The sequence below is a fragment of the Aquirufa sp. genome, from assembly GCF_044342065.1.
Taxonomy (GTDB): domain Bacteria; phylum Bacteroidota; class Bacteroidia; order Cytophagales; family Spirosomataceae; genus Aquirufa.
The window spans coordinates 15,120-37,109 of record NZ_JBIIQN010000015.1 but is presented as its reverse complement, the minus strand read 5'-3'; the positions used below and the strand labels follow the sequence as shown (position 1 = coordinate 37,109).

15 protein-coding genes are annotated in these 21,990 nt (G+C 38.6%); 5 read left to right on the top strand and 10 right to left on the bottom strand.

From position 1 onward, the window contains the following. Positions 1-10: 10 nt before the first annotated feature. The 6 genes from sprA to ACIQZ2_RS07090 all read right to left on the bottom strand — a co-directional run bounded on the left by sprA (position 11) and on the right by ACIQZ2_RS07090 (position 11,387). Positions 11-7,138 (bottom strand): cell surface protein SprA, encoded by a 7,128-nt coding sequence (sprA, locus tag ACIQZ2_RS07115; protein ID WP_395768160.1) that lies wholly within the window; start codon positions 7,136-7,138, stop codon positions 11-13. Positions 7,139-7,162: 24 nt separating this feature from the next. Then, entirely contained in the window at positions 7,163-7,750 is a 588-nt protein-coding gene (gene ruvA / locus ACIQZ2_RS07110) for a Holliday junction branch migration protein RuvA (RefSeq protein ID WP_395768159.1), read from the bottom strand. A gap of 1 nt (position 7,751) precedes the next feature. Then, positions 7,752-9,212, bottom strand: a complete 1,461-nt coding sequence (locus ACIQZ2_RS07105) for a transglycosylase SLT domain-containing protein (protein ID WP_395768158.1) — start codon at positions 9,210-9,212, stop codon at positions 7,752-7,754. Further along, positions 9,209-10,615: an Asp-tRNA(Asn)/Glu-tRNA(Gln) amidotransferase subunit GatA gene (gene gatA, locus ACIQZ2_RS07100; RefSeq protein WP_395768157.1), complete on the bottom strand. Its 1,407-nt coding sequence runs from the start codon at positions 10,613-10,615 to the stop codon at positions 9,209-9,211. The genes ACIQZ2_RS07105 and gatA overlap by 4 nt, the downstream gene beginning before the upstream one ends. 78 nt (positions 10,616-10,693) lie before the next feature. After that, a complete protein-coding gene (locus tag ACIQZ2_RS07095) occupies positions 10,694-10,900 on the bottom strand; it encodes a twin-arginine translocase TatA/TatE family subunit (RefSeq protein WP_315575355.1) in 207 nt (68 codons plus the stop codon). A gap of 61 nt (positions 10,901-10,961) precedes the next feature. Then, positions 10,962-11,387 carry a YkvA family protein gene (locus ACIQZ2_RS07090; protein ID WP_395768156.1) on the bottom strand — a complete coding sequence of 142 codons (426 nt, stop codon included), beginning with the start codon at positions 11,385-11,387 and terminating at the stop codon, positions 10,962-10,964. 154 nt (positions 11,388-11,541) lie between these two features. On the opposite strand from ACIQZ2_RS07090, the gene mdh reads away from it, so the two are divergent. Continuing rightward, positions 11,542-12,477 (top strand): malate dehydrogenase, encoded by a 936-nt coding sequence (gene mdh, locus ACIQZ2_RS07085; protein ID WP_395768155.1) that lies wholly within the window; start codon positions 11,542-11,544, stop codon positions 12,475-12,477. A 57-nt stretch (positions 12,478-12,534) separates the two neighbouring features. Here mdh and ACIQZ2_RS07080 read toward each other — a convergent pair whose 3' ends face one another. Then, complete coding sequence (locus ACIQZ2_RS07080) at positions 12,535-13,779, bottom strand: ABC transporter permease (protein WP_395768154.1); 1,245 nt, start codon at positions 13,777-13,779, stop codon at positions 12,535-12,537. 139 nt (positions 13,780-13,918) lie between these two features. On the opposite strand from ACIQZ2_RS07080, the gene ACIQZ2_RS07075 reads away from it, so the two are divergent. Further along, positions 13,919-16,876 (top strand): FAD-binding and (Fe-S)-binding domain-containing protein, encoded by a 2,958-nt coding sequence (locus ACIQZ2_RS07075; RefSeq protein WP_395768153.1) that lies wholly within the window; start codon positions 13,919-13,921, stop codon positions 16,874-16,876. Further along, positions 16,873-17,169, top strand: a complete 297-nt coding sequence (locus ACIQZ2_RS07070) for a DUF4286 family protein (RefSeq protein ID WP_395768152.1) — start codon at positions 16,873-16,875, stop codon at positions 17,167-17,169. Before ACIQZ2_RS07075 ends, ACIQZ2_RS07070 begins: the two co-directional genes overlap by 4 nt. Here ACIQZ2_RS07070 and ACIQZ2_RS07065 read toward each other — a convergent pair. After that, positions 17,166-17,852, bottom strand: a complete 687-nt coding sequence (locus tag ACIQZ2_RS07065) for a uracil-DNA glycosylase (RefSeq protein WP_395768151.1) — start codon at positions 17,850-17,852, stop codon at positions 17,166-17,168. The two genes, ACIQZ2_RS07070 and ACIQZ2_RS07065, sit on opposite strands and share 4 nt — an antisense overlap. A gap of 12 nt (positions 17,853-17,864) precedes the next feature. Here ACIQZ2_RS07065 and apaG point away from each other — a divergent pair, with 12 nt between their 5' ends. Together apaG and ACIQZ2_RS07055 are read left to right on the top strand one after the other, a co-directional pair. Next, a complete protein-coding gene (apaG, locus tag ACIQZ2_RS07060; protein ID WP_395768150.1) occupies positions 17,865-18,251 on the top strand; it encodes a Co2+/Mg2+ efflux protein ApaG in 387 nt (128 codons plus the stop codon). Beyond that, entirely contained in the window at positions 18,251-18,670 is a 420-nt protein-coding gene (locus ACIQZ2_RS07055; protein WP_395768149.1) for a hypothetical protein, read from the top strand. The genes apaG and ACIQZ2_RS07055 overlap by 1 nt, the downstream gene beginning before the upstream one ends. 44 nt (positions 18,671-18,714) lie before the next feature. On the opposite strand, the gene ACIQZ2_RS07050 is transcribed toward ACIQZ2_RS07055, so the two are convergent. Both ACIQZ2_RS07050 and ACIQZ2_RS07045 read right to left on the bottom strand, forming a co-directional pair. After that, positions 18,715-20,520: a DEAD/DEAH box helicase gene (locus ACIQZ2_RS07050; protein ID WP_395768148.1), complete on the bottom strand. Its 1,806-nt coding sequence runs from the start codon at positions 20,518-20,520 to the stop codon at positions 18,715-18,717. 170 nt (positions 20,521-20,690) lie between these two features. Then, on the bottom strand, positions 20,691-21,914 hold the full coding sequence (locus ACIQZ2_RS07045) for a hypothetical protein (protein WP_395768147.1): 1,224 nt from the start codon (positions 21,912-21,914) through the stop codon (positions 20,691-20,693). Positions 21,915-21,990: the final 76 nt, after the last annotated feature.

The following is a 21,990-nucleotide window of genomic DNA, read 5'->3' as shown; positions in this document are numbered from 1 at the left end:
AATGGTGAAATTATTCTAAACTATATCGAATTTGGAAACCTCCAGCGATCGTAGACCGGAAGAACGAATTAGTAACCAATGGATTATTCATCATTCTATCAAAATATGCGGTAACTGATAATTTATCACTCACCGAATAACTGATCTGGGGTCTGAATTGGAAATTGATAAATCCTTGTGTGACAACCGTCTCAGCATCCAACTTCCTTTGCAAGGTACGCGTATCACGAATCGTTAAATTCATATTGAACCTTAAGTCATTTGGCAAACGAACCGACCGACCATTAATCTTAAATGGAATCAACATATTTGCTTTCGTAAATCCAACGGCAAAAGTTAAATCTTTATTCGCCACTTCAGCAACTTGTGAATTTGCCAAATTTAATCCTACACTCCGATCTTGATTATATTCAAAACGCAGAGAAACCCGGCTTTTCGTGATGGCATTGACACCTACCAAAGGAGAGAAACGCTCCGTAAACGAAATCGTACTCATTACATATACCGGAATCAACGTCTTTGTGTCAGGATCAAAACGAGACGACAAAGGATAAAGCAAGCTGTTTAATGTTAAATTTTGAAAGTCATTTACCAACTGCCCATATTCCAACGCTGAAACAAAATTTCCTACACTGTAAGTACTTGAATACATATGGGTAATCGTGAATGAACTAAACTTCTTGGTGATGACAGGAAGTAAATTTAGGCCATTATAATCCACCTTCCAGTTGGGCAATGGCAAATTGTAAAATGGCGAAAATTTAACCTCATTTGCCGAAACGCCTGAATACGCTGCAAAAAAAGCCGGAATTAACACATCTTGAGAATTCATATTATATAATCCCTCTCCTATTTTGGTACGATTCAAGCGCGTCATAAGTACATTTCGATTCGACCTAAACTGTTCAAATACTACTGTTGGATCCTTAAATGCTGTCATGAATGATAGAAATGACATCGAATAATTACCTGAACGCAATGGACTCTGACTCCTAAAAGGTCCACCTAACTCCGTTGGCCTGAAAAACTCTTGATAATTATCCCCCTTATTGTAATTGCCTTCTACCTGAATGCGTAAATCTTTATTAGGCTCAAGCTGGGTCGTATAGGTAAACTTCTGTTGGCGTAATTGAGTAAATGGTACATTCTGAACGATACTCCTTGAAAGCCAGCCATTTTCAGCTGCGGTAAATCGTATCTGATCACTTTGCCCGCCGGATACGAAATCCAAGCCTGGAGCTCCCCAATTCCCGTTCATTCCTAAACGCCCAGGTGCCGGATTAAATCCGGGCAAGGTTGTAGATTCGTTAATTGAATAATTCACTTGAATACCGCGTAAGGTAAGGAGTAAACGAGCAACTGATTTTAAAGCGTTCTTGGGAGGAATAATAATATCATCCTCATCACCAGGATTCCGAGCAACATCTTTTGAGGAAGGATTACTCGAATTTGCCCATCTTAAAGCACGGATTCGATTATATAAGGAAACAAAATCTACCTTACCGTTTATTGATCGCTCCCTCGTATTCTTGATAATATTTCCAAAAGGTATATCCAATGAATCTTTAATATTGAATGAATTTGCAAAATAATTATACCCAATTCGATGCGTATAGTCGGCATTCATCCAATCCGTTAATGGCAACTTTTGCAATGGCAATCGCCAAACCAAACCCGCTTGTTGGTCAAATTCCTTCGCTCTACCTAAAGCACGAATATTAAAAATGACAGAATCTCGCTTTGCTTGGGTATCCAAATCGCCAAAAGGTTCATCAATAATGGTATTTACATTGGCCGAATAGTTAATTATCATACTTTTCGTCAAATTCCAATTCAAAGCATATTGCCGATTAAAGAACCAATATTTTTCAAATTGTGGAGCCACGCCTTCAGTTGTTAATAACTGATTTCGCAATTGCGTCTTTATAAAACTCCGATCCATTTCTGCCCGAACAGTAATCGAAGCAGGAATGATATTGATATTGACATCTCGTAGCAATGCTAACCATTGTGAATTTGAATTGATTTTAGAAAATGGTTCCCAAAACGATGCAGAGGAAGTATAACTGTACAATATATTGCCGCGCTGACTCAATTGTCGGTAAGTTTCCGTCAATGTATTCGTTCGAATCATCTCGGAATAGGCATAACTAAACGTAAAATTGGAAAGATCCCAAACATAGGCATGCTTCGCCAGTGAAGACCGTATTTTACGAACATTGGTAAAATTAAATCCTTGGCGCTCGGTATTGTCTTCGACTAATTTTACATAGGCATCTCGTTTTGCTTGTGTATTGTACTTGCTAATGGCATCAGACAAAAAGATGTCGGGATCCAAGGGGTCGAATTGTGGCGCGACATTCCTGCGATCATAAGAGACAAAGAATGGGATTTTAAATCCCCATTTTACTGGTAAAAATTTATCAAGATTCAAATTAGCTGTGATGCCATATTCCATCGTATTATCACGAGATCGATCTGAAATCTTAGATTGAACACCTCCAAAACCATAATTTCTAAAACTACCATTCATGGTAATTTGACCTAAATCGGCCAACTTAATACCCATCTTTCCTAATGCTGCTGCCCCTGATGTTTGATCAAAACCGGAGGCACGTAGTTCATTAACCCAAACACAGAAAGACTTATTCTGGCCATCCTTTGCCGTATTTCGAACTCCAATCACTAAAATCATAGAGGCGCTCTGGTCTGGTCGACCCATTACGGTAATTCGATACGTCTTTCCTGTAGAGGAAGTCATTAGTAGACTAAAGCGTTCATTTAATGATTTACCTTGCCTATCACGTTCAATCTTCACTTGTTTCAAGAGATCAAACTCTACATCAAATTCATTTTCCAACGGCCAGATTTCAGTATCTAAACTTTGTCCTTTTTGCGTTTGACGCAAACCCGTTTGCTCCACCTCATAATAGTTATCAGTCAAATCAGTACCAATACGCATGAAAGCTGAAACCTGACCATCTACTTGATCAGGACTTTGCATGGAAACAAACATGCGAAGACGTTTGTAATTAATAAAATCAAAAGCTGAATTCTTAAATACTCCCCGCGCATCACCAGGCCTTAAATTGTCCACACACAAACTCATGGACTGCTCATTTAGACGCGCATTATTTATCGTGGTGATATCTTGATCCCGCACAAATCCCGGTGGAACCACGTATGGAATGGTATTCGCACCTTTAGTAGTGGGGCCATTCTCCTCAATATTGACAGAAGAAACCCGAAATTTAGCATCATAAGACTCTGGCAATTCTTGCCCGTTTCGTTGATCTAAATCCCCAATAAACTTCCGATATGAAAATCCTGATAATTGAAGTTGGGCAAATCGTAAGACAACAGGATCTTGGAATTGACTTAGCAACATGCGAAAGAAACGAATGGACTTAAAGCTACTTATTTCACCTGCAGGAGTAGTATAATTTCGCTTATCTTTAATTGGAATTCGGAATAGATACCAATCTACACCCCCTTCACTTACTTTGTCCACAACATATCCTTGACCCACGGCTAAAGAACCTGGCTTTAAATCAACTTCATATTGGAAATAAGCCTCTACTTCATTAACGGTATTATCAAAATTCAAATCTTCACGATCGGGCATCATGGAATTAGCCTCCGTAATATTAGAGTTACTCGGATTATCCGTAGTAGGTGAATTATTTTCAATACCCATGAAATTCTTATAGCGCTCAATCAAACTACCCGTCGAACTAAACGAATTACTTAAATAATGGATAAAATCATCTGCAGCTGGATCGGCTTGAATAGCTGAAAGGGCTTTAGCATCGGTAACACGTGACTTGGTTTGATTCAAATACTCAGCGAAATAAGTTGATTCAGAAATAGAATTATTTTCACTTACTTGGTTAGGTAAACCGTCTAGCCCTATATCTTGCTGCCCTCTTGTACCCTGATTGTCAAAAGCATTTATGACAAATTGACGCTTCGGAGCAAGTCCCCAATTTGTTCTTTCAACATTCTGTGAAGTTCCTGAGGTAATCTTCTCGCCAGATGGTATCCCATTTTCAAAATTTGAAAAACCATCAGGAATGAAATCTTCCGAAATATCGCCTAAATGAAAAATTAACTTACCTCCCGTAGTATTATTTTTATTGAAAATTCCATCCCGAATCTTTCCTGATTCCCCACCCAAAAATGGATCCATCAACCAGAATTCAATTTGCTCAACATTGGCATTATCAAAATCGGTATCAGAGGTAATGGCACGCGTAATGGCGCCAAAATTACTCTTTGGATTAGCAAGTAAACCTTGAGCTGTTAAATTAGGATTGAAATTATAAATACCACGTTCCGAAGGAAAATATGCCACATCCAGTACACCTAGTGGCAAATTGGTAATATTGTTTGCAAAATCTTTATTGGGAAATAACCCTCGGGGAGTTACTACGCGCTCATAAGCGTAGGTATTAATTATTGCAGGATCTAATCCTGGAGCATCCAACGCGAAACCGCCCTGACCATAAATACTAGCATCCACGTTGTAGGCAGAAATTTTAGCTCGTTTAAAATTGGCATTCAAGTCCCTTGGATTCGAAACAATAAATTCCCTTGGTGTTGCAGCAGGACGCCATAATGTAGGCTGTGAACTAAAGTTATATACGACACGCGCAGATTCAAAATCGTCTATAAATGCATTTCCTTGAACCCGGTCGTTGACATTGGGAATCAACTTAGCAAATTCACCTTGAAAATCGATTACAGAAGTCTCCTTGGTTGATATAATAGGCATTGCATCAATAAATCGAGTTAAGGCATTCGATTTCTTAAGTACGCTCGCATCGAAACCTATCAACGTGTTGTTAACTGGCTCATTCCCGATAGAAACCCGGCGTAAAAAGGCTGGAGGCGTTTCACTCATGCTTTGAACAGTTGCTCCTAAGTGAATATCTTGCCCCAAATTATAATCTAAACGTGTACCTAAGAGGGTACGTATTTGATTCGTGAATAAATCGGGTTTTTCATAGCAAATCTTTAATTCTCTTCCCGACTGAAACACACCTTCATTCAAAATTTTAACTCTGCCTGATTGACCTTCAACAATATAATCGGAACCGGCAACTAATGATTGTCCACCGGCAGAAACCGTAACTGATTTTGGTTCAACACCAAAAGGCAAAGAAATATCACCACCAACACCCGCTTGGAAATTACCCTTAATGAAAAATTTATTTTTAGAAGCTTGTTGAATTGCATCCGTCTGAGTCATCCGGTAAAGCTTGTCAAAAACGTATTTCTCGACCAAATTAGCCTCAGAGGAGGTAAATTGTTTTCTCAAACTGGAGCCAAATGGCTCCAATACAGGGAATATAATCCGTCCATTTTTGGAATCAATCGTAACATCTTCGATGTAATCAAAATTGCCATCTGGCTGCGGATCGCCAGCGAAATTCAATTTATCCAATCCCAAAACTTTAACCAAAGGGATATCTTTCACTTTTTCCCCTTCAATTAAATTCGAATTATCAATTCCCGTGGCATCATCTTTGTAAACCAAACGTAATTGAAAGTTTTGCTTACTTAATCCATTCGAATTCAATGAATAAATATTCTTCATCATTAAATCCCACATCGGATGCTCCAAATGATTTCGAAGCGTAGAGGATTTCAACATCTTCAAAATTAGCACCTCATTATCCTGACGGGATTGATAATCCTCCGTTAATTCCCCAACTTTATATTTACGGCCATTAAAGGTATACTCATACGAAACGGCCAATACCTCATCATTTCGCAATGGAGCTGCTAAAGAAATATACCCCAACTGGGAATTAAAATTAAATTCTCGATCATTCAATCGCTTAGCGCCCTTTAGCATATCAAAGTCCGTACCCCGTTGTAATGCATATAACGATTCAAGCTGGTATGATGCTTGATCTGATTTGCGAATTTGAGGATCAGCCACAAGCTTTGAATACAAACCATTATTCTTATTGTCAACCGCTTGACTAGGTATGATTGGTTGCATCACTGATTTATCACGACTGTATGGACTTGATTCGCCTAAATCAGAAAGGGCAACTAAATTCCGTAAAGTCTCTGTACTTTGCGTTCGGTTCGTTACATAAACTTCGACTCGGGTGATGGTAATTCCGCTCGTAATTACTGGTAAGTTTTGTAATGAACGCTCGTAATTATTTCTGAAATAGGTTGACAGAAAGAAGTGACGATTTTCATCGTACTGATCAGCTCTTAATTCAAAGGATCGCCCCTGAGATCCACCTTTCATCGTAATACAATCTTGCTTTGAACGCTGTTGGGCCGCAACAACCGTAACATCCAAATTACCAAAACGTAAAAGTGTTTTTAAACCAAACAAATTTTGAACGCCAGGAATCAACTGTGAATTCAAGGTCCAAGATGTATTTCCAGCCTCAATATTTTGTAAAATATCTTCTTCTTGAGTCTTCCAATTCAACTTAAGTTGATTTTGAAAATTAAAACTGGCCTTCGTATCAAAGTTGGCATTCAAGTTCAACTTATCCCCAATTTTTCCTTGAAAATTGATTTGTGCCTGCTCATTAAAGAATAGATTACCTATGTAACGCAATTGAACAGGTATAGCTGGATTATCAATATATTGTCCTTGATATCCAATATCCAATAATAAACTACCATTGGGTTTAAAATACACTTCAGTACCACCAAAAATTCGATCTACGGATGGTGGCATTTCTATTTTCGGAAACAACCCCCTATTCTGAATACTACTCGATCCATCCAAACCCCTAGAATAAGAATCCCAAAAACTGCGATTTACTAAACTATTTTGTTGAAGACTATAATCTGAAAAACTTCTGCTGTGAATCGGACTCAACGAAAATTCACCTAAACGGATATGCTGCTGAATGTTCGTTCCCCTAATCGATGTGGAAGTTTGAAGTTGGGGAATCTGATAAATCCCAAATGGTGACTTATTTTTCTTAGAAATCGGACTTGATTTCTTTAATTGATATCGCGGTTTTTTACCGCTTTTTTGAAAGATTTTCGAAGAATCCAACAAAACCTCTTGGGCAATTAGACTATTTGAGCCAACAAACACCAACAAGCTCGCAAAAGCTAATCGAATCGTTCGTTGAATAATCTGTTCAAACATCTTATTGGGCAAAAATAATTGGGCTTAACGCAGAGCTAGTTTAATTAATTGTTCTATGCTTGCATCTGGATTCGATTTCAATAATTGATCCAAATTTTTCTCTGCAGCAACGCGTGGAAGGCCCAGCGTAACCAAAGCAGCTAAAGCCTCCTGTTTTATACCAAAAGACTGATCATGCGCAGCTGCACCGGCCTCTACAAACAAGGTATCTTTCTTACACTTATCTTTTAATTCCAAAATTACCCGTTGGGCAGTCTTCGAACCTATTCCTTTAATCGACTGAATCAAACCAATATTTTCATTCATGATAGCCGATCGAATTTCACTGGAAGAAAAAGAAGACAGCATAACTAAGGCCGTACTCAAACCGACTCCAGATACAGAGACCAAATCAAGAAACAAAAATTTCTCATCCATTGAATGAAAGCCCACTAGCGTATGAGAATCCTCTTTAATTTGAAGGTGCGTGAAAAGCTGCACATTTTCATGGCCATCTTTCAGCGCATCAAAGGTTTGCAATGAAATTTTCACTTCATAACCAACTCCCTGTACATCAATGATGACATGCGTACGGTCTTTGTGAGCTAATTTGCCTTTTAAATATGCGATCATGTTAGTTAATTCGTAAACGCATCCCTAGCCTTAACGTGGATGATGCGCGTAAATGATTAAGTTTTTTCAATTTAGAAACCGTCAATCCCGGATATTGGTCCGCTATTTCTGAAAGCGTATCGCCAGATCTAACTTTATGGTATCGAGCCTTCGTTTTTTTACTCTTCTTCTTTACAATTGGCTCCGCCTCTTCCACATCAGCTTCATCTTTACCTGAAACAGTCGCAGATGCCACAACTTGCTGTTTAACACGGACAAAATAAGCCAGGGTTTTGCCCTTCTTAATTTTATTGGAACGCAGACGATTAAGCTTTTTTAAATCGGAAACCGATACTTGTAAAATGCGCGCAACATCATACAATGTTTGCCCTTTTTTAACTTTATATCTTTTCTTGACTAGTTTTTCAACAACCGAAGTGGCCATGCTATCCGCTTGAACTTGATTGTTAAATCCAGCTGAATCTAAAATTGACTGCCGATTAGCCTTGAAGAATTCAAAATTGCTAGTTGGAATATAAATAACTACGCTACGACTATCATTCGGAATCGTAGAGGACATCAAATGGGGATTTACATACTGAAAAGTATCCGATTTTATCTTGGCATATTTTTTAAATCGAGTCAAATTCAAAAAGCCTTTAATCTGAATCGTATCAACAGGTATTTTTTTAAGCCATTTGTCAGCTACAATTGAATGCTCCCAACTATAATTCATCATGTAATCCATGGCAATAAATTTGGGAACATAGGCTCTTGTCTCCTTAGGTAAGCATTCATAAATACCCCAAAAATCACTCTTACCACATTTACGAATGGCCCGCTTCACATTTCCTGGACCAGTATTATACGCTGCCAAAGCCAAATGCCAATCACCAAAAATTTCGTACAATTGCTTCAAATACTTACATGCAGCTATGGTTGCCTTTTCTGGATCGTATCGCTCATCTACATTTCCATCAACCCGTAAACCAAATCCACCTCGCGCAGTATAGGGCATGAATTGCCATAGACCTCCGGCACCTTTATTACTAACGGCCTTCGTTTCTAAACCTGATTCAATAAGAGAAAGGTATTTCAACTCCTCCGGAAGATTGTATTGCTTTAAATACTTTTCATACAATGGAAAATAAACATCACGCCTTTCCAACATCCTTCGGGTAAACTCAGCCTTCTTAAACGCAAAATATTCAACAAACTGGTGAGTATGCTCATTATAAACCAAAGGAATTTGATTTTGGATTTTGGCAAAACGAGAAGCAATAAGGGCTGGATCTATCTTATAAGACGATGGCATCCCTTGAACAAGTTGAGGCAAAGAATCTAATTTATCCAAATCTAATTTCGGCAGGTATTTACTCACCGAATTGACTTCTTGGACATTTGGCGTAGCCGATGTAATCTGCCCCCAAACGGGAAGACCAATCAGGCAAAACACCATCAAATTCAATAATCTATTCATCATCTTTCAATACTTTTTGCAAATTCAAACAAGCCTTGTTCATCAAACGCCCTTCCCGTTATTTGAAAACCCATAGGCAATCCTGAAGAATCAACACCCATGGGTATGGACAGGGCCGGTAAACCGGTAATATTTGCTTGAACGGTAAACAAGTCTCCCAAATACATTTGAAGCGGGTCCAATGTTTTTTCCCCTAACTTATATGCTGTGGAAGAAGTCGTAGGTGAAACAATAAAATCACAGGTAGACAGAACATCCAACGTTCGCTCTTGTATTAAACGACGAACTTGCTGTGCTTTAGTATAATATGCATCATAATAATCTGCACTCAACACAAAAGTACCCAGCATAATTCTACGCTTAACTTCTTCCCCGAATGCCTCATCACGCGTCTTTTTGTACATATCCATTAAATCGCTCGCATCGTTTGTACGATAACCAAACTTCACACCATCAAAACGAGCTAAATTCGAACTTGCCTCAGCAGTTGTAAGAACATAATACGTTGGCAACAACTGATCAATGAACGGAAAATCTACAGAAATCACCTCATAACCTGCATTTTTCATTTGGGTAACCTGCTCAAAAAAAGCATCCCGTATTTCTACTTGTAAACTGGGGTGCTCAACAATTTCTTTAATATAAGCAACACGTTTATTCGAAACATAAGTTGACGCCACATCCTCCATCAGCGTACTATCATATCCATCTTTTCCTTCAATCGTCTGTAAGACTAGCGCTAAATCATCAACGTGATGTCCCATCGGTCCAATGGTATCAAATGATGAGGCATAAGCAATTAAACCCCAACGGGATACGCGACCATAAGTAGGTTTCAGCCCCATTATACCACAAAAAGCGGCAGGCATACGAATAGAGCCCCCAGTATCAGTACCCAGTGAAACCTGACACATGCCGGCCTGAACAGCCACTGCAGACCCGCCTGAACTCCCTCCTGCCACATGGCTAGGATTGGCATAATTAAGTACTGGACCAAATGATGAATTTTCATTTGTGGAACCCATACCAAATTCATCACAGTTTTGCCGGCCTATAATAATCGCATCGGCATCCAATAATCGCTGAACGGCCGTTGCTGAAAAAGTTGACTTAAATCCATTTAAAATCTGACTTCCCGCTTGACTTGGATGATCAGCATAACAAAGTAGGTCTTTAATGCCTACAACAAGGCCAGCTAATGGGCCTGCATTCCCCTCTTTGATTTTGACATCAATCTCAGCAGCTCTCAATAAAGCTTCCTCAGCATACACGGTTAAAAAAGCATTCAATTGGTCATTACAAAGCGATATCTGCGCTAAATGCCCTTGAACAACTTCAACACATGTATATTTGCCAGCCAGTAATTCTCGACGTATTTCCGAGTAGGCAAGTGGAGTATGATTCATTAAAAAAAGGGATTCTTTTTAAACACAAAAGCATAGTTGGCTTAAGCCAACTATGCATTTAAAACAAAAACGGAAAGATTACTTCTTGGTTTCGTCTAATTCTTTATTAATCTGATCTTTCACTTCGTTCTTTGCATCTTGGAACTCACGAATACCTTTTCCAAGACCTCGCATTAACTCAGGTAATTTTTTACCCCCAAAAAACAATAAAATCGCTAGGCCGATCAACAATAACTCGCCACCACCTAAACCATTTAGAAACAATAATATACTTGAGATATTCATAATAGTCTATTTTTTAATTTGTAAATATATTCAATAGTCATTAATAATCCTTGTGCAGGCGTCAAACATTCGTATGTTTTTCAAATTCGTCTAACTCATTTTTTATTGACTTACCAACCCACATTACTACGGCTAAATCATCTGCAAAACCTACAAATGGTAGAACATCGGGTATAAAATCAAATGGGGAAATAAAATAGATTAAGACAGCCACTAGTTTAACTAACGTAACGGCAGGTAATTTCTTGTATGAACCCGAAATGTAAGCCTTAATTAATTCACTAAAAAGAACGATGTAATGATTCAATAACTTAACGACCGATATATTACTGGTTGCCGCTAATTCTTGCACCTTGATTAATGATTTTTGCAAAAGGCCCAACATGCCTAATTTATCATTCATGAAAACGGATTCAGCCTTTTCCATAGCCTTTTTGAAATATTGGGACGAAATTACCCGGTCGATAAAGCTTGTTTGAGTTTCCATTGACACCAATTAATCCTTAAATATACAAAAATGATACTAATATCAAGTGGGGTTTATCCTTATTCACATTGATTTTAAAATTTGGTTCAATTATTGCTGATTATGTCTTATTTTAGCGTCGTTTTTAGTCTAATCATTCCAAAAAATATAAAAAATGAAAATCACCGTAGTAGGAGCAGGTGCCGTAGGTGCAACTTGTGCTGACAACATCGCTAGAAAAGAATTAGCAGATGAATTAGTCTTATTAGATATCAAAGAGGGTATTGCTGAAGGCAAAACACTTGATATGTTTCAAACAGCCTCTTTGTTTGGTTTTGATACCAAGTTGGTTGGCTCAACAAATGATTATTCAAAAACAGCCAATTCAGATGTAGTAGTAATTACTTCAGGCTTACCTCGTAAACCAGGTATGACACGTGAAGAATTAATCGGTGTTAATGCGGGAATTGTAAAAAGCGTGGTTGAAAACATTCTCAAATATTCAAAAAACCCAATCATTGTAATCATCTCCAACCCAATGGATACCATGACGTACCTTGCAAAATCAGTTGCTGGTTTAGACAAACACCGTATAATCGGTATGGGTGGCACATTGGATTCTGCACGTTTCAAATGCTATTTATCCAAAGCCATGGATGTTTCGATAAATGATATTCACGGAACCGTAATAGGTGGACACGGTGATACTACCATGATACCGCTTAAACGTCTTGCTACCTATAACGGGGTTCCCGTTAGTCAATTCTTAGACGCTGAAACATTGGATAAAGTCGTCGCTGATACCATGGTCGGTGGTGCTACCTTAACAGGGTTATTAGGAACCTCAGCTTGGTATGCGCCAGGTGCTGCTGGTGCTGCTTTAGTGGAAGCAATCGTACGTGATGAGAAGAAAATTATGTCCTGCTGTGTATCCTTGGATGGTGAATATGGCCAATCAGATATCTGCCTTGGCGTTCCTGTCGTTTTAGGTAAAAACGGATGGGAAAAAATTGTTGACTATAAATTAACTGAAGAAGAGCAAGCTGCATTTAACAAGTCAGCTGAAGCTGTTCGCAACATGAACTCCGTATTAGCGACATTGTCTATCTAATTAGGGTTTTCATTGAATAAAAAAGCCACCGAATTTGGTGGCTTTTTTATTTGTTAATTACTTCGATCGTATGGCTATTACAGGATCCATTTTGGCAGCTACCCATGCCGGGATAATTCCAGATAAAACACCAATAAAACTTGATATAAATAATCCCTTCAAGACATTAGCTGTAGTCAAACTAAGCGGCAAAGCTTCTTGAGGAACCAAAGTAATCAAAATAACGAGGCCTATCCCTACAAAGCCTCCAATTAAACTCAAGAAAACAGCTTCAAACAAAAATTGAAACAATATAAAATAATTCTTTGCCCCTAAAGATTTCTGAATACCGATGATATTGGTACGCTCCTTTACGGAAACAAACATGATGTTGGCGATTCCAAAACCACCAACAAGCAGAGAAAAACCGGCAATCAAAGCACCGGCAATATTAAGTGCCGCAAAAATACCGTCAAAAAAAGCTTGTAATCCATCCAGTCGATTTACGGAAAAATTATCTTCTTGCTTGGGCTTAATTGAGCGTAAACTCCGCATCATACCCGTTATTTCACCTTCCAAAGCTGCTTGTCCTACATCATCTTTAAATGCTTTAACTGCAATATCCGGCGCTGGCTTATCTTTTTGAAATACCGCTTCAAATGTAGTATACGGAATAATTACTTTCTCATCTGGTGTACCTCCAAAATTCAACATATCCTCCCCTTTCTTTTCAATTACACCAATAACCAAAAACTTAATTCCGTTAACTTTAATTACCTCACCAACAGCGGATCGACCATCAACTAGCGTTTCGGCAACCTTAGCTCCGATAATACAAACAAACAAACCATTATCCGATTCAATTGGCAAAAAATACCTTCCATCTTGTATAGGCGTACTTGTAATTTGGTTGTATTCATAAGAAGCGCCAGTCATATTCGCATCAATACTATTACTTCCTCTACTCACATTGGCGGTCCTACCACCATCCATAATGGCAACGGCTTCCGCGTGCTCCAAGTTATCTTTTAAGTATTTATACTCCGTATACTTCATTTCTGGACGATTCAAATACTTCCACCACGGATAATTATTTTGCATGAGCCATGGCCATTTACCCACATATAAAACACCTGAACCTGCAAAGGAATCTATCTCTTTTCGAATCTTGTTATTTAAAGAATCAACCGCTGTAAATACTGCCACAATGGCAAAAATGCCTATACTTACACCGAGTAAGGACAATGTTGTGCGCAATACATTGGAACGTAATGCCTGGTAGGCAAATAGAAAACTCTCGTAAACTTGTCTTAAAAAGAACATAAATTTCAGTTTGAACTCAAATTTACAATTTAAATTGAAAGGAATTCGTGCATTCGGATGAATTGCCTATCAGAAACTTTGAATGGTTATATGTTGGTAAGATTGGATTTTGTAATTTTAAAATTCAATTCGAAGATACATGCATTGGAGTAATCGAGAAATCGAACAACTTAGTTTACATTTTGAGGGTGAGCTTTATTTCAATGATGCTCAAACAAGTAGACTAACCAAACGCATGTATGCGACGGATGCTTCCGTATATGAAGTTCAACCGCAAGCAGTTGCTTTCCCAGCTAGCCCAAAGGACATCAAAAGGCTAATTCAATTTGCAGCAACGCACAAAACAGGTATTATTCCGCGTGGAGCCGGTACATCACTTGCTGGGCAAGTCGTAGGCGATGGAATTGTCATGGAGGTTTCAAACCGAATGGCTAAAATTATTCAACTCAATAAAAAAGAGCATTCCGTTTGGGTAGAACCTGGAATCATTCGAGATGATTTGAATAATCATTTAGCGGACGCAAATGTATTTTTTGGCCCTGAAACATCTACAGCTAGTCGCGCCATGATTGGTGGAATGATTGGGAATAATTCATGTGGGCTTCATTCCATTGTTTGGGGAACTACGCGAGATCATTTATTGGAAACGCGCGCGATATTATCCGATGGAACTGAAATCCACACGGAACCCCTCAGCACAGAGGAATTCTACAAAAAAACAACACTTAATAATTTAGAAGGCAAAATATATCGCGAATTACATCGAATTTTAAATAATCCAGAGGTTCAAGCGCTAATTCGAAACCGATTCCCCAAAGCTGAAATTAAACGACGAAATACTGGATATGCACTCGATGCACTCATTGAAATGCAACCGTTTAATTCAAATGGCACTCCATTTAATTTGTCAGCACTACTTGCTGGATCTGAAGGTACACTAGCTGTTGTTCATGCCGCAAAATTACGTGTATTAGAGGAAATTAAGCCTTTTATTGGGCTGCTTTGTCTACATTGTAACAGTTTACAGGATTCACTGAAAGCCAATTTGATTTCTCTTAGCTGCGAACCCACAGCATCAGAATTAGTGGATGATTTTATACTTTCATTCACAGACAATCATCCAAACTTCAAAGAAGACCGTAAATTTATTGAGGGAAATCCTGCAGCCATTTTAATGGTTGAATTCCGAGAAGAAACCCAAGAAAAACTGGATGTTAAAATTGCTTCCTGTATCGAAAAAGTTAAAAAAGCGAAATTAGCTTATGCGTTCCCCGTATTGTATGACAAAGAAATAAACAAAGGCTGGGGAATTAGAAAAGCAGGTTTGGGGTTGATTCGTAATTTATCCGGCAATAAACAGCCTGTAAATCTGATTGAAGACTGTGCGGTTGCGCCAATAGACCTACCAGCCTATGTCACTGAAATTCAAGATTTATTAGCCAAGCATCAAATTCAAGCAGCCTATTATGCCCATGCCGGTGCTGGAGAATTACATATTGAACCCTTTATAGATATTCATAGCCCTGAAGGAAAAACACTTTTTCGCTCTCTCCTTTCAGATACCGTAGAAATACTAAAAAAATACCAAGGGTCGCTTAGTGGCGAACATGGTGATGGACGATTGCGTGGTGAATTTATTCCTCAAATAATGGGCCAGGAAGTGTATAATCTTTTTGTTGAGGTTAAACAACTTTTTGATCCTAATAACATCCTAAATCCAGGCAAAATAGTTCATACCCCGCCTATGGATGAAGCGTTTCGAAGAAAAGAAAAGACAAGTCCCGCCTCCTATTATTTTACGTATCCTGATACCCACAGTCCTTTAGGATTAGCTGAAAAATGTTCGGGTTCTGGTGATTGTAAAAAAACAGCTCTGAGTGGTGGCACCATGTGCCCGAGCTTTATGGCTAGTCAAAAAGAAAAAGATAGTACGCGGGGTCGCGCCAATACCCTCCGCCAACTCATAACCGAACAAGGTACAGAGGCCTATGCTAACCCAGAACTTTTGGAAGTTTTAGACCTTTGCCTATCTTGTAAAGGTTGCCAAACAGAATGTCCCTCTGGAGTTGATATGGCCAAACTAAAAGCGGAAACCTACCAGAAAAATCATGAACAAAAAGGGACACCCTGGAGAACTCAATTAATCGGCCATTTCCCTAAGCTTCAAAAACTAGCGAGCCACGTTGCCCCACTTTATAATTTAATTATCAACTTTCCAGGAACATCCTTGATTGTTAAATCAGCCATGGGATTTTCATGGAACCGGAGTATACCAGAAGTGCATTTTACTAGTTTGGAAAAATGGTTTAAACGCTACAGTAAACGAAACCCACAAGATCAATTTCCTAAAGGATTTGTTTATTTATTCGCCGACGAATTCACCAATTTCAATGAGGTAAACCTAGGTAAAAAAACGATTCTTCTTTTAAATGAACTGGGATATGGCGTTACCATTCCAAATCAAATAATTAGTGGTAGATCTTACATTTCGAAAGGAATGTTGGCTTTTGCTAAAAAACTTGCGCAAACAAACGTCGCTCAATTACACGAGCTAATCACAGCCCAACACCCCTTTATTGGGATTGAACCAAGTGCGATTTTGAGTTTCCGTGATGAGATACCCCAACTCGTTGACGAGGATCAACGCGAGCAAGCATTAAAACTTAAAGAAAACTGCCTATTACTTGATGAATTTTTACTTCGGGAAATCAAAGCAAAAAACATTAATAGGGACATATTTACGGATAAAGCCGAAAAAATTGTTCTTCATGGCCATTGCCATCAGAAATCAATAGCTGGTATCAGTAGTACACGACAGGTTCTATCCTTTCCTCAGAACTATGAAGTTGAATTATTGCCAACGGGTTGTTGTGGTATGGCTGGATCCTTTGGATATGACAAAAAACACTATAATTTATCTCAAGAAATAGCTAATTTGGCTTTGTATCCCCGTTTATTAGCTACCAAAAGTAAAACAATCATCGCCATGAATGGAACTTCTTGTCGACATCAAATTAAAGATGGAATCGATAAGGAAGCTTACCACACAGCTGAAATCATGTACAAAGCACTTGCAAAAAAGACCATAAATCTATGATTCAATACAACATTTCGATTTTCGTAGAAAACAACATAGAGGCACAGGCTATTAAAGCATTAACCATGCACATAGTACCTGAATTAAATACCTGGGAATTTGTTGAACAAGCGCATGTTTTTGAAATTAGTTCTCATCAAGAACCCGATTCGAAAGGATTTTCAATCCAATGCCTAATTCCTGCCTCAGAAGAAACCAAAAAAGAAGCCATCGAAAGCCTTATTTCTTCGTTCTTTTTGCAAGAATTCCCTAATCAATTTGTGTATTTCCCTAGCCAACTAAAAAGACTTTAGACCCACTGAATGCTGTTCATTCCATTTTCCAACAAATAAGTATTCGTTCTTGAAAAAGACTTAGTATCAAACCATCCGCCACGATTGGCAGATAAAGGTGAGGGATGAGCTGTTTTTATGACAAGGTGTTTTGAATTATCAATCAACGAAGCAAATTGCTGGGCAAAATTTCCCCATAATAAAAAGACCAAGGGCTCATTTTTTTCATTTAAAACATGAAATACAGCTTTCGTAAATTCATTCCAACCTAGAGAAGCATGAGAACCAGGCTCGCCGGCACGCACCGTAAGCGCTGAATTTAATAGCAAAACCCCTTGATTTGCCCAATCCGTTAAGTCGCCAGAAGCTCGCATCACGCCTAAATCATTGAACAATTCCTTAAAAATATTTTTTAACGAAGGTGGGAAAGTGCATCCATTGGGGACAGAAAAACTTAATCCATGCGCTTGTCCGAAACCATGATAGGGGTCTTGACCAATAATAACTACACGGGTTTTTTGGTAAGGACATAAGTTAAATGCCTCAAAAATCAGCTCAACAGGTGGGTAAACGGTCTCCACTTGATAAGCCGTTTCTACCTTTCTAGCTAAGCTTTTAAAATTATCGGAATCAATCAGATATTTCAAGACAATTTTCCAATCATTCTGCAGTAAATCCTGTAATTTTAATGTAGTATTAATCATTAGAAAGTTAACATGTCAACTGATTCAAAACCTGAAATTTCAATTGAGGTACTTGTAAACCATATACCTGATATGGAGATACAAAAACCTTACCAATACTTTTTCAGTTACCAAATTACTATCTTAAATCGGTCAAACCAACCCGTACAATTAGTAAGTAGATATTGGCTAATTGTCGATGGAGGATTGCATCAAGAAACAGTTAAAGGATTAGGGGTTATAGGCCAACAACCTATTTTAGAACCATCTACATCCTTTACTTATACCTCAGGATGTCCATTAATGTCGGAATTTGGCAAAATGAGTGGATATTATACATTTCTAAATTTGATGAATCAAGAAACATTTGAAGTCGAAATACCCGCATTTTCACTGACTACTACTTTTGCCCAGAACTAATGATTACCAGATTAGCCTTTAACTGGAAAGCACAAACAGCACACGGATTACACTCCCCATTTGTATTTGCTTTATATACACATGTTATAGATCCCATTTATAAACAAAATCCGAGTAATTTTTCCGAAGCCCTGATACATGGAATAGGTAAACACTTAAAACTACCTGCAGGAAAAATGCATGTGATAGATTTTTCCAAAGTTCAAGTACTTGAGTTAAATCAAATTGAAGATCTTATGCAAGATCAAGAAGCCATACTCATTTGCTTGAATATTAGAAAAAATAAGGGAACGCTTCTAAATTGGAAGTCTTTCGCCTCAAACCAACTAGCCATTCATACCGTAGAGCTTTTTGAATTGGGCATCATTTCATTAAGACCGATTGCACCTAAACAGCACTTTTTGCTAAAAAAGTCATAAAAAAAGGGGGCAACCCAACGGTTACCCCCTCTCAAAAAAATTAATTATACGGGCTTAGCGATTTCGACTAAAACGCGTTTGCCTTTAATTTGCGCACCTACCATCTTATCGATAACCTGGTTTGCATATTCCTTTGGAACATCAACGTAGGTATGCTTATTCTCAATTTGAATTTGACCTAATACATTTCCAGGAATACCTGTTTCTCCAGCAAAAGCACCAACAATATTGGAAGGAGAAATTTTCTCATTAAAGCCAATATTCACAAACATACGAACCATATTTTCATCTGTTTTATATGGCTTTCCTTCCCGATCAACGCGTGGTCCACGTGGGCCACTACCGCGTTCAGAACCTCTTTCAAAACGACCGCCACGATCGCCACCACGATCGCCGTAACCACCACGTGATTCACGATCAAAACGACCGCCACCACGACGTTCACCACCGCGTGAATCACGATCTCGGTAACTACCGCCACCACGCTCTTCACGACCATACTTACGAGACTGGCGCTCAAATTCACCCTCTAAATTCTCGTCACCGAACTCATTTTTCTGAATTCCCATGTTCATTTTTACCAAGGCAGCAACGATTTGCTCAGTAGAAAAACCGGCATGCTGCAAGTTTTCCAAAGAATCAGCGAATACTTCTAAATCTCCCTCATTGATTGTAGCAGCCACACGCTCAATAAACATGCCTTTTTTAATGCCAACTACATCCGTAAACGATGGGATAACACCTTTGTCTATTTTAACTTTGGTGTAATTCATGATTTCACGCAAACGATTGCGCTCAGAACCTACTACAAGCGTAAATGCCTTACCGAATTTACCAGCACGACCTGTACGACCGATGCGATGTACGTAATATTCTTCATCTAAAGGAATATCGTAATTTATTACGGCATCCACATTGTCAACGTCCAATCCACGCGCAGCTACGTCAGTTGCTACCAAAATACATACATTTCCATTACGGAAACGGTTCATTACTTGAGTACGTTGGCTTTGACGCAAATCACCGTGTAAACCTTCCGCAGCATAGCCACGAGAAACGAGTTCTTCAACCACTTCGTCCACACGCTTCTTCTGATTACAGAAGATCAACATTAACTTCAATGCGTAAAAATCAATCAAACGCGTAGTAACCTCCATCTTCGCACGACCTTTCACATCAAAATACAATTGCTCGATGTTAACGTTCGTAATTTCGTTTTTAACAACCTTCACTAATTTAGGATCTGTCAAATAACGACTAGTCAATCCTAATATAGGCTTCGACATGGTCGCAGAGAACAAGACTGTCTGACGTTCGTTTGGCATTTCTTGTAAGATACTTTCGATATCCTCACGGAAACCCATATCCAACATTTCATCTGCCTCATCCAACACAATCATTGATGCTTGTTGGAGCTTCAAGGCACGGCGCTCAATTAAATCAATCACACGGCCTGGAGTACCCACAACGATGTTGGCTCCAGCTTTTAACGATTTAATCTGACGATCAATTGAATCACCACCATAAACGGTAGTCACCCACACACCTTTGGTAAACTTAGCCAGCTTCTTCATTTCTTCAGAAACTTGAACCGCTAATTCACGGGTAGGACATAAAATGATGGCTTGAACGAACTTCTCGAATGGTACGATATGTTCGATCATGGGGATACCGAAGGCAGCGGTTTTACCCGTACCTGTTTGCGCTTGGCCGATGACGTCGCGACCCTCTAAAACGTAGGGAATAGCTTCCGATTGAATGGGGGAAGCGTACTCAAAACCCATTTCTTTAACTGCTTCTTGGATACCTTCCGACAAAGGAAGACTATCAAAGCGAATTTTTTCACTCATGATTTTTATGTTTAATTATGATGCCCTAACACATCCGTAATCAAACCTAATAGCCCTCTAAACAATCTGGAAGGGGATTTACAATTGCTTGTAATCGATTTATGCGGATGCATTTGTACTAATATGCCACAAAAGTATGCATACTTACAATAGAAAGCAAATGAATTGGATTATTTTAATATATCGCTCTTGGAAAGATTGAAAATTACACCGTTTTGCGTACCCGTTTTTACTTCGACGCGTGAAGGAGACAAACCCTCTCCCACCAAACGATTCTTGATGACAAATCCACGTTTTAATGATGCTCTGTCTCCTTTACCGGATTGAACAATGATGTTTAGTGTAACTCCTTTATATCGATTTAAGCCTTCAGCTGCGCGCTTAAATACATAATCCAAAGGTTCGTCTAACAAATCACTTTGCTCATCAAAAACAAGTTCACTAGCTAGTAATTCAATAGGTTCTGTTTGGGTTGAATCTGACAAATATCGATGCATTCCAACAATAACCGACGATTTAGGAATATCAAATGGTTTCCCTTTGGGCCAAACCAAGCTCGTCAACGAATCAGCACGCATTTTTGTTGAATCAAGTACCGCGCGGGTTAAACTATCATTAAGTTTATTCAAGCTGTCTATTGGAATGATTTCCTCTGTATCTGAGACCACCTCTTCCGTTTCAGTGCTTCTAAAATTTGTATACCAAATTACTCCGGCGCCCAAGATTAAAATGATGAGCATATAAATGAAAGTATTCAGAGTCAAATTTTGCAATACTCCGCCTTCTTTCAAAGGCTCTTGATCATCTGAATACGTTAATAAAGCGCCTGTATCAACACGAAGAATATCAGACAAAAGCAAAATCTCTGAGACATTGTATTGAATATGACTTGGACAAAGAACAAAAAACTGTTGCTTTAAACCCGTAAAATATTCTCCATAAGCTTTCCAATCTCTTAATGAAGAATAGGCTTCTTGCTTTATCTGATACCCATAAATACCAAAAAACAAGGTTAATCCTTTTAAAATAGATGAACTCTTCGCTCCCATTTCACGAGAAAGCAACATAGCAATGGCACTTTTTTTATCTGGAATTAAGATTCCCATCATCCCCTCCCCAAACCTAGCTATATTTTCAATGTTATATACACCACCTTCCACGGACAAAAAGGCTTCAATATCCGAGGTAGGTGCCGGCTTTTGCAAAATAAAATTGTACAACGCATTATACCGAATTCGATTACGCACTAGTTTCAATAAGCTCCCTAAAATGATTGCCTCCCAAACCGGATACAATTCTTCTACCTTTTCTACAGGCTCATGGATAAAAGTGGCAAGTCGGTTTAAAATTTGCGACTTTTCTTCGGCATTTATAACGTAAAACGATTGATTCATAGAATGCAAAATTACAAGGACTGAACGGATTTCATACAATAAGTATCTGCTTATTTTTAAAATATTAACGCGGCAT

Excerpts from the sequence above, each read along its gene's own strand:
- sprA (WP_395768160.1), bottom strand. The coding sequence starts at position 7,138 with ATGTTTGAACAGATTATTCAACGAACGATTCGATTAGCTTTTGCGAGC.
- ruvA (WP_395768159.1), bottom strand. The coding sequence starts at position 7,750 with ATGATCGCATATTTAAAAGGCAAATTAGCTCACAAAGACCGTACGCAT.
- ACIQZ2_RS07105 (WP_395768158.1), bottom strand. The coding sequence starts at position 9,212 with ATGATGAATAGATTATTGAATTTGATGGTGTTTTGCCTGATTGGTCTT.
- gatA (WP_395768157.1), bottom strand. The coding sequence starts at position 10,615 with ATGAATCATACTCCACTTGCCTACTCGGAAATACGTCGAGAATTACTG.
- ACIQZ2_RS07095 (WP_315575355.1), bottom strand. The coding sequence starts at position 10,900 with ATGAATATCTCAAGTATATTATTGTTTCTAAATGGTTTAGGTGGTGGC.
- ACIQZ2_RS07090 (WP_395768156.1), bottom strand. The coding sequence starts at position 11,387 with ATGGAAACTCAAACAAGCTTTATCGACCGGGTAATTTCGTCCCAATAT.
- mdh (WP_395768155.1), top strand. The coding sequence starts at position 11,542 with ATGAAAATCACCGTAGTAGGAGCAGGTGCCGTAGGTGCAACTTGTGCT.
- ACIQZ2_RS07080 (WP_395768154.1), bottom strand. The coding sequence starts at position 13,779 with ATGTTCTTTTTAAGACAAGTTTACGAGAGTTTTCTATTTGCCTACCAG.
- ACIQZ2_RS07075 (WP_395768153.1), top strand. The coding sequence starts at position 13,919 with ATGCATTGGAGTAATCGAGAAATCGAACAACTTAGTTTACATTTTGAG.
- ACIQZ2_RS07070 (WP_395768152.1), top strand. The coding sequence starts at position 16,873 with ATGATTCAATACAACATTTCGATTTTCGTAGAAAACAACATAGAGGCA.
- ACIQZ2_RS07065 (WP_395768151.1), bottom strand. The coding sequence starts at position 17,852 with ATGATTAATACTACATTAAAATTACAGGATTTACTGCAGAATGATTGG.
- apaG (WP_395768150.1), top strand. The coding sequence starts at position 17,865 with ATGTCAACTGATTCAAAACCTGAAATTTCAATTGAGGTACTTGTAAAC.
- ACIQZ2_RS07055 (WP_395768149.1), top strand. The coding sequence starts at position 18,251 with ATGATTACCAGATTAGCCTTTAACTGGAAAGCACAAACAGCACACGGA.
- ACIQZ2_RS07050 (WP_395768148.1), bottom strand. The coding sequence starts at position 20,520 with ATGAGTGAAAAAATTCGCTTTGATAGTCTTCCTTTGTCGGAAGGTATC.
- ACIQZ2_RS07045 (WP_395768147.1), bottom strand. The coding sequence starts at position 21,914 with ATGAATCAATCGTTTTACGTTATAAATGCCGAAGAAAAGTCGCAAATT.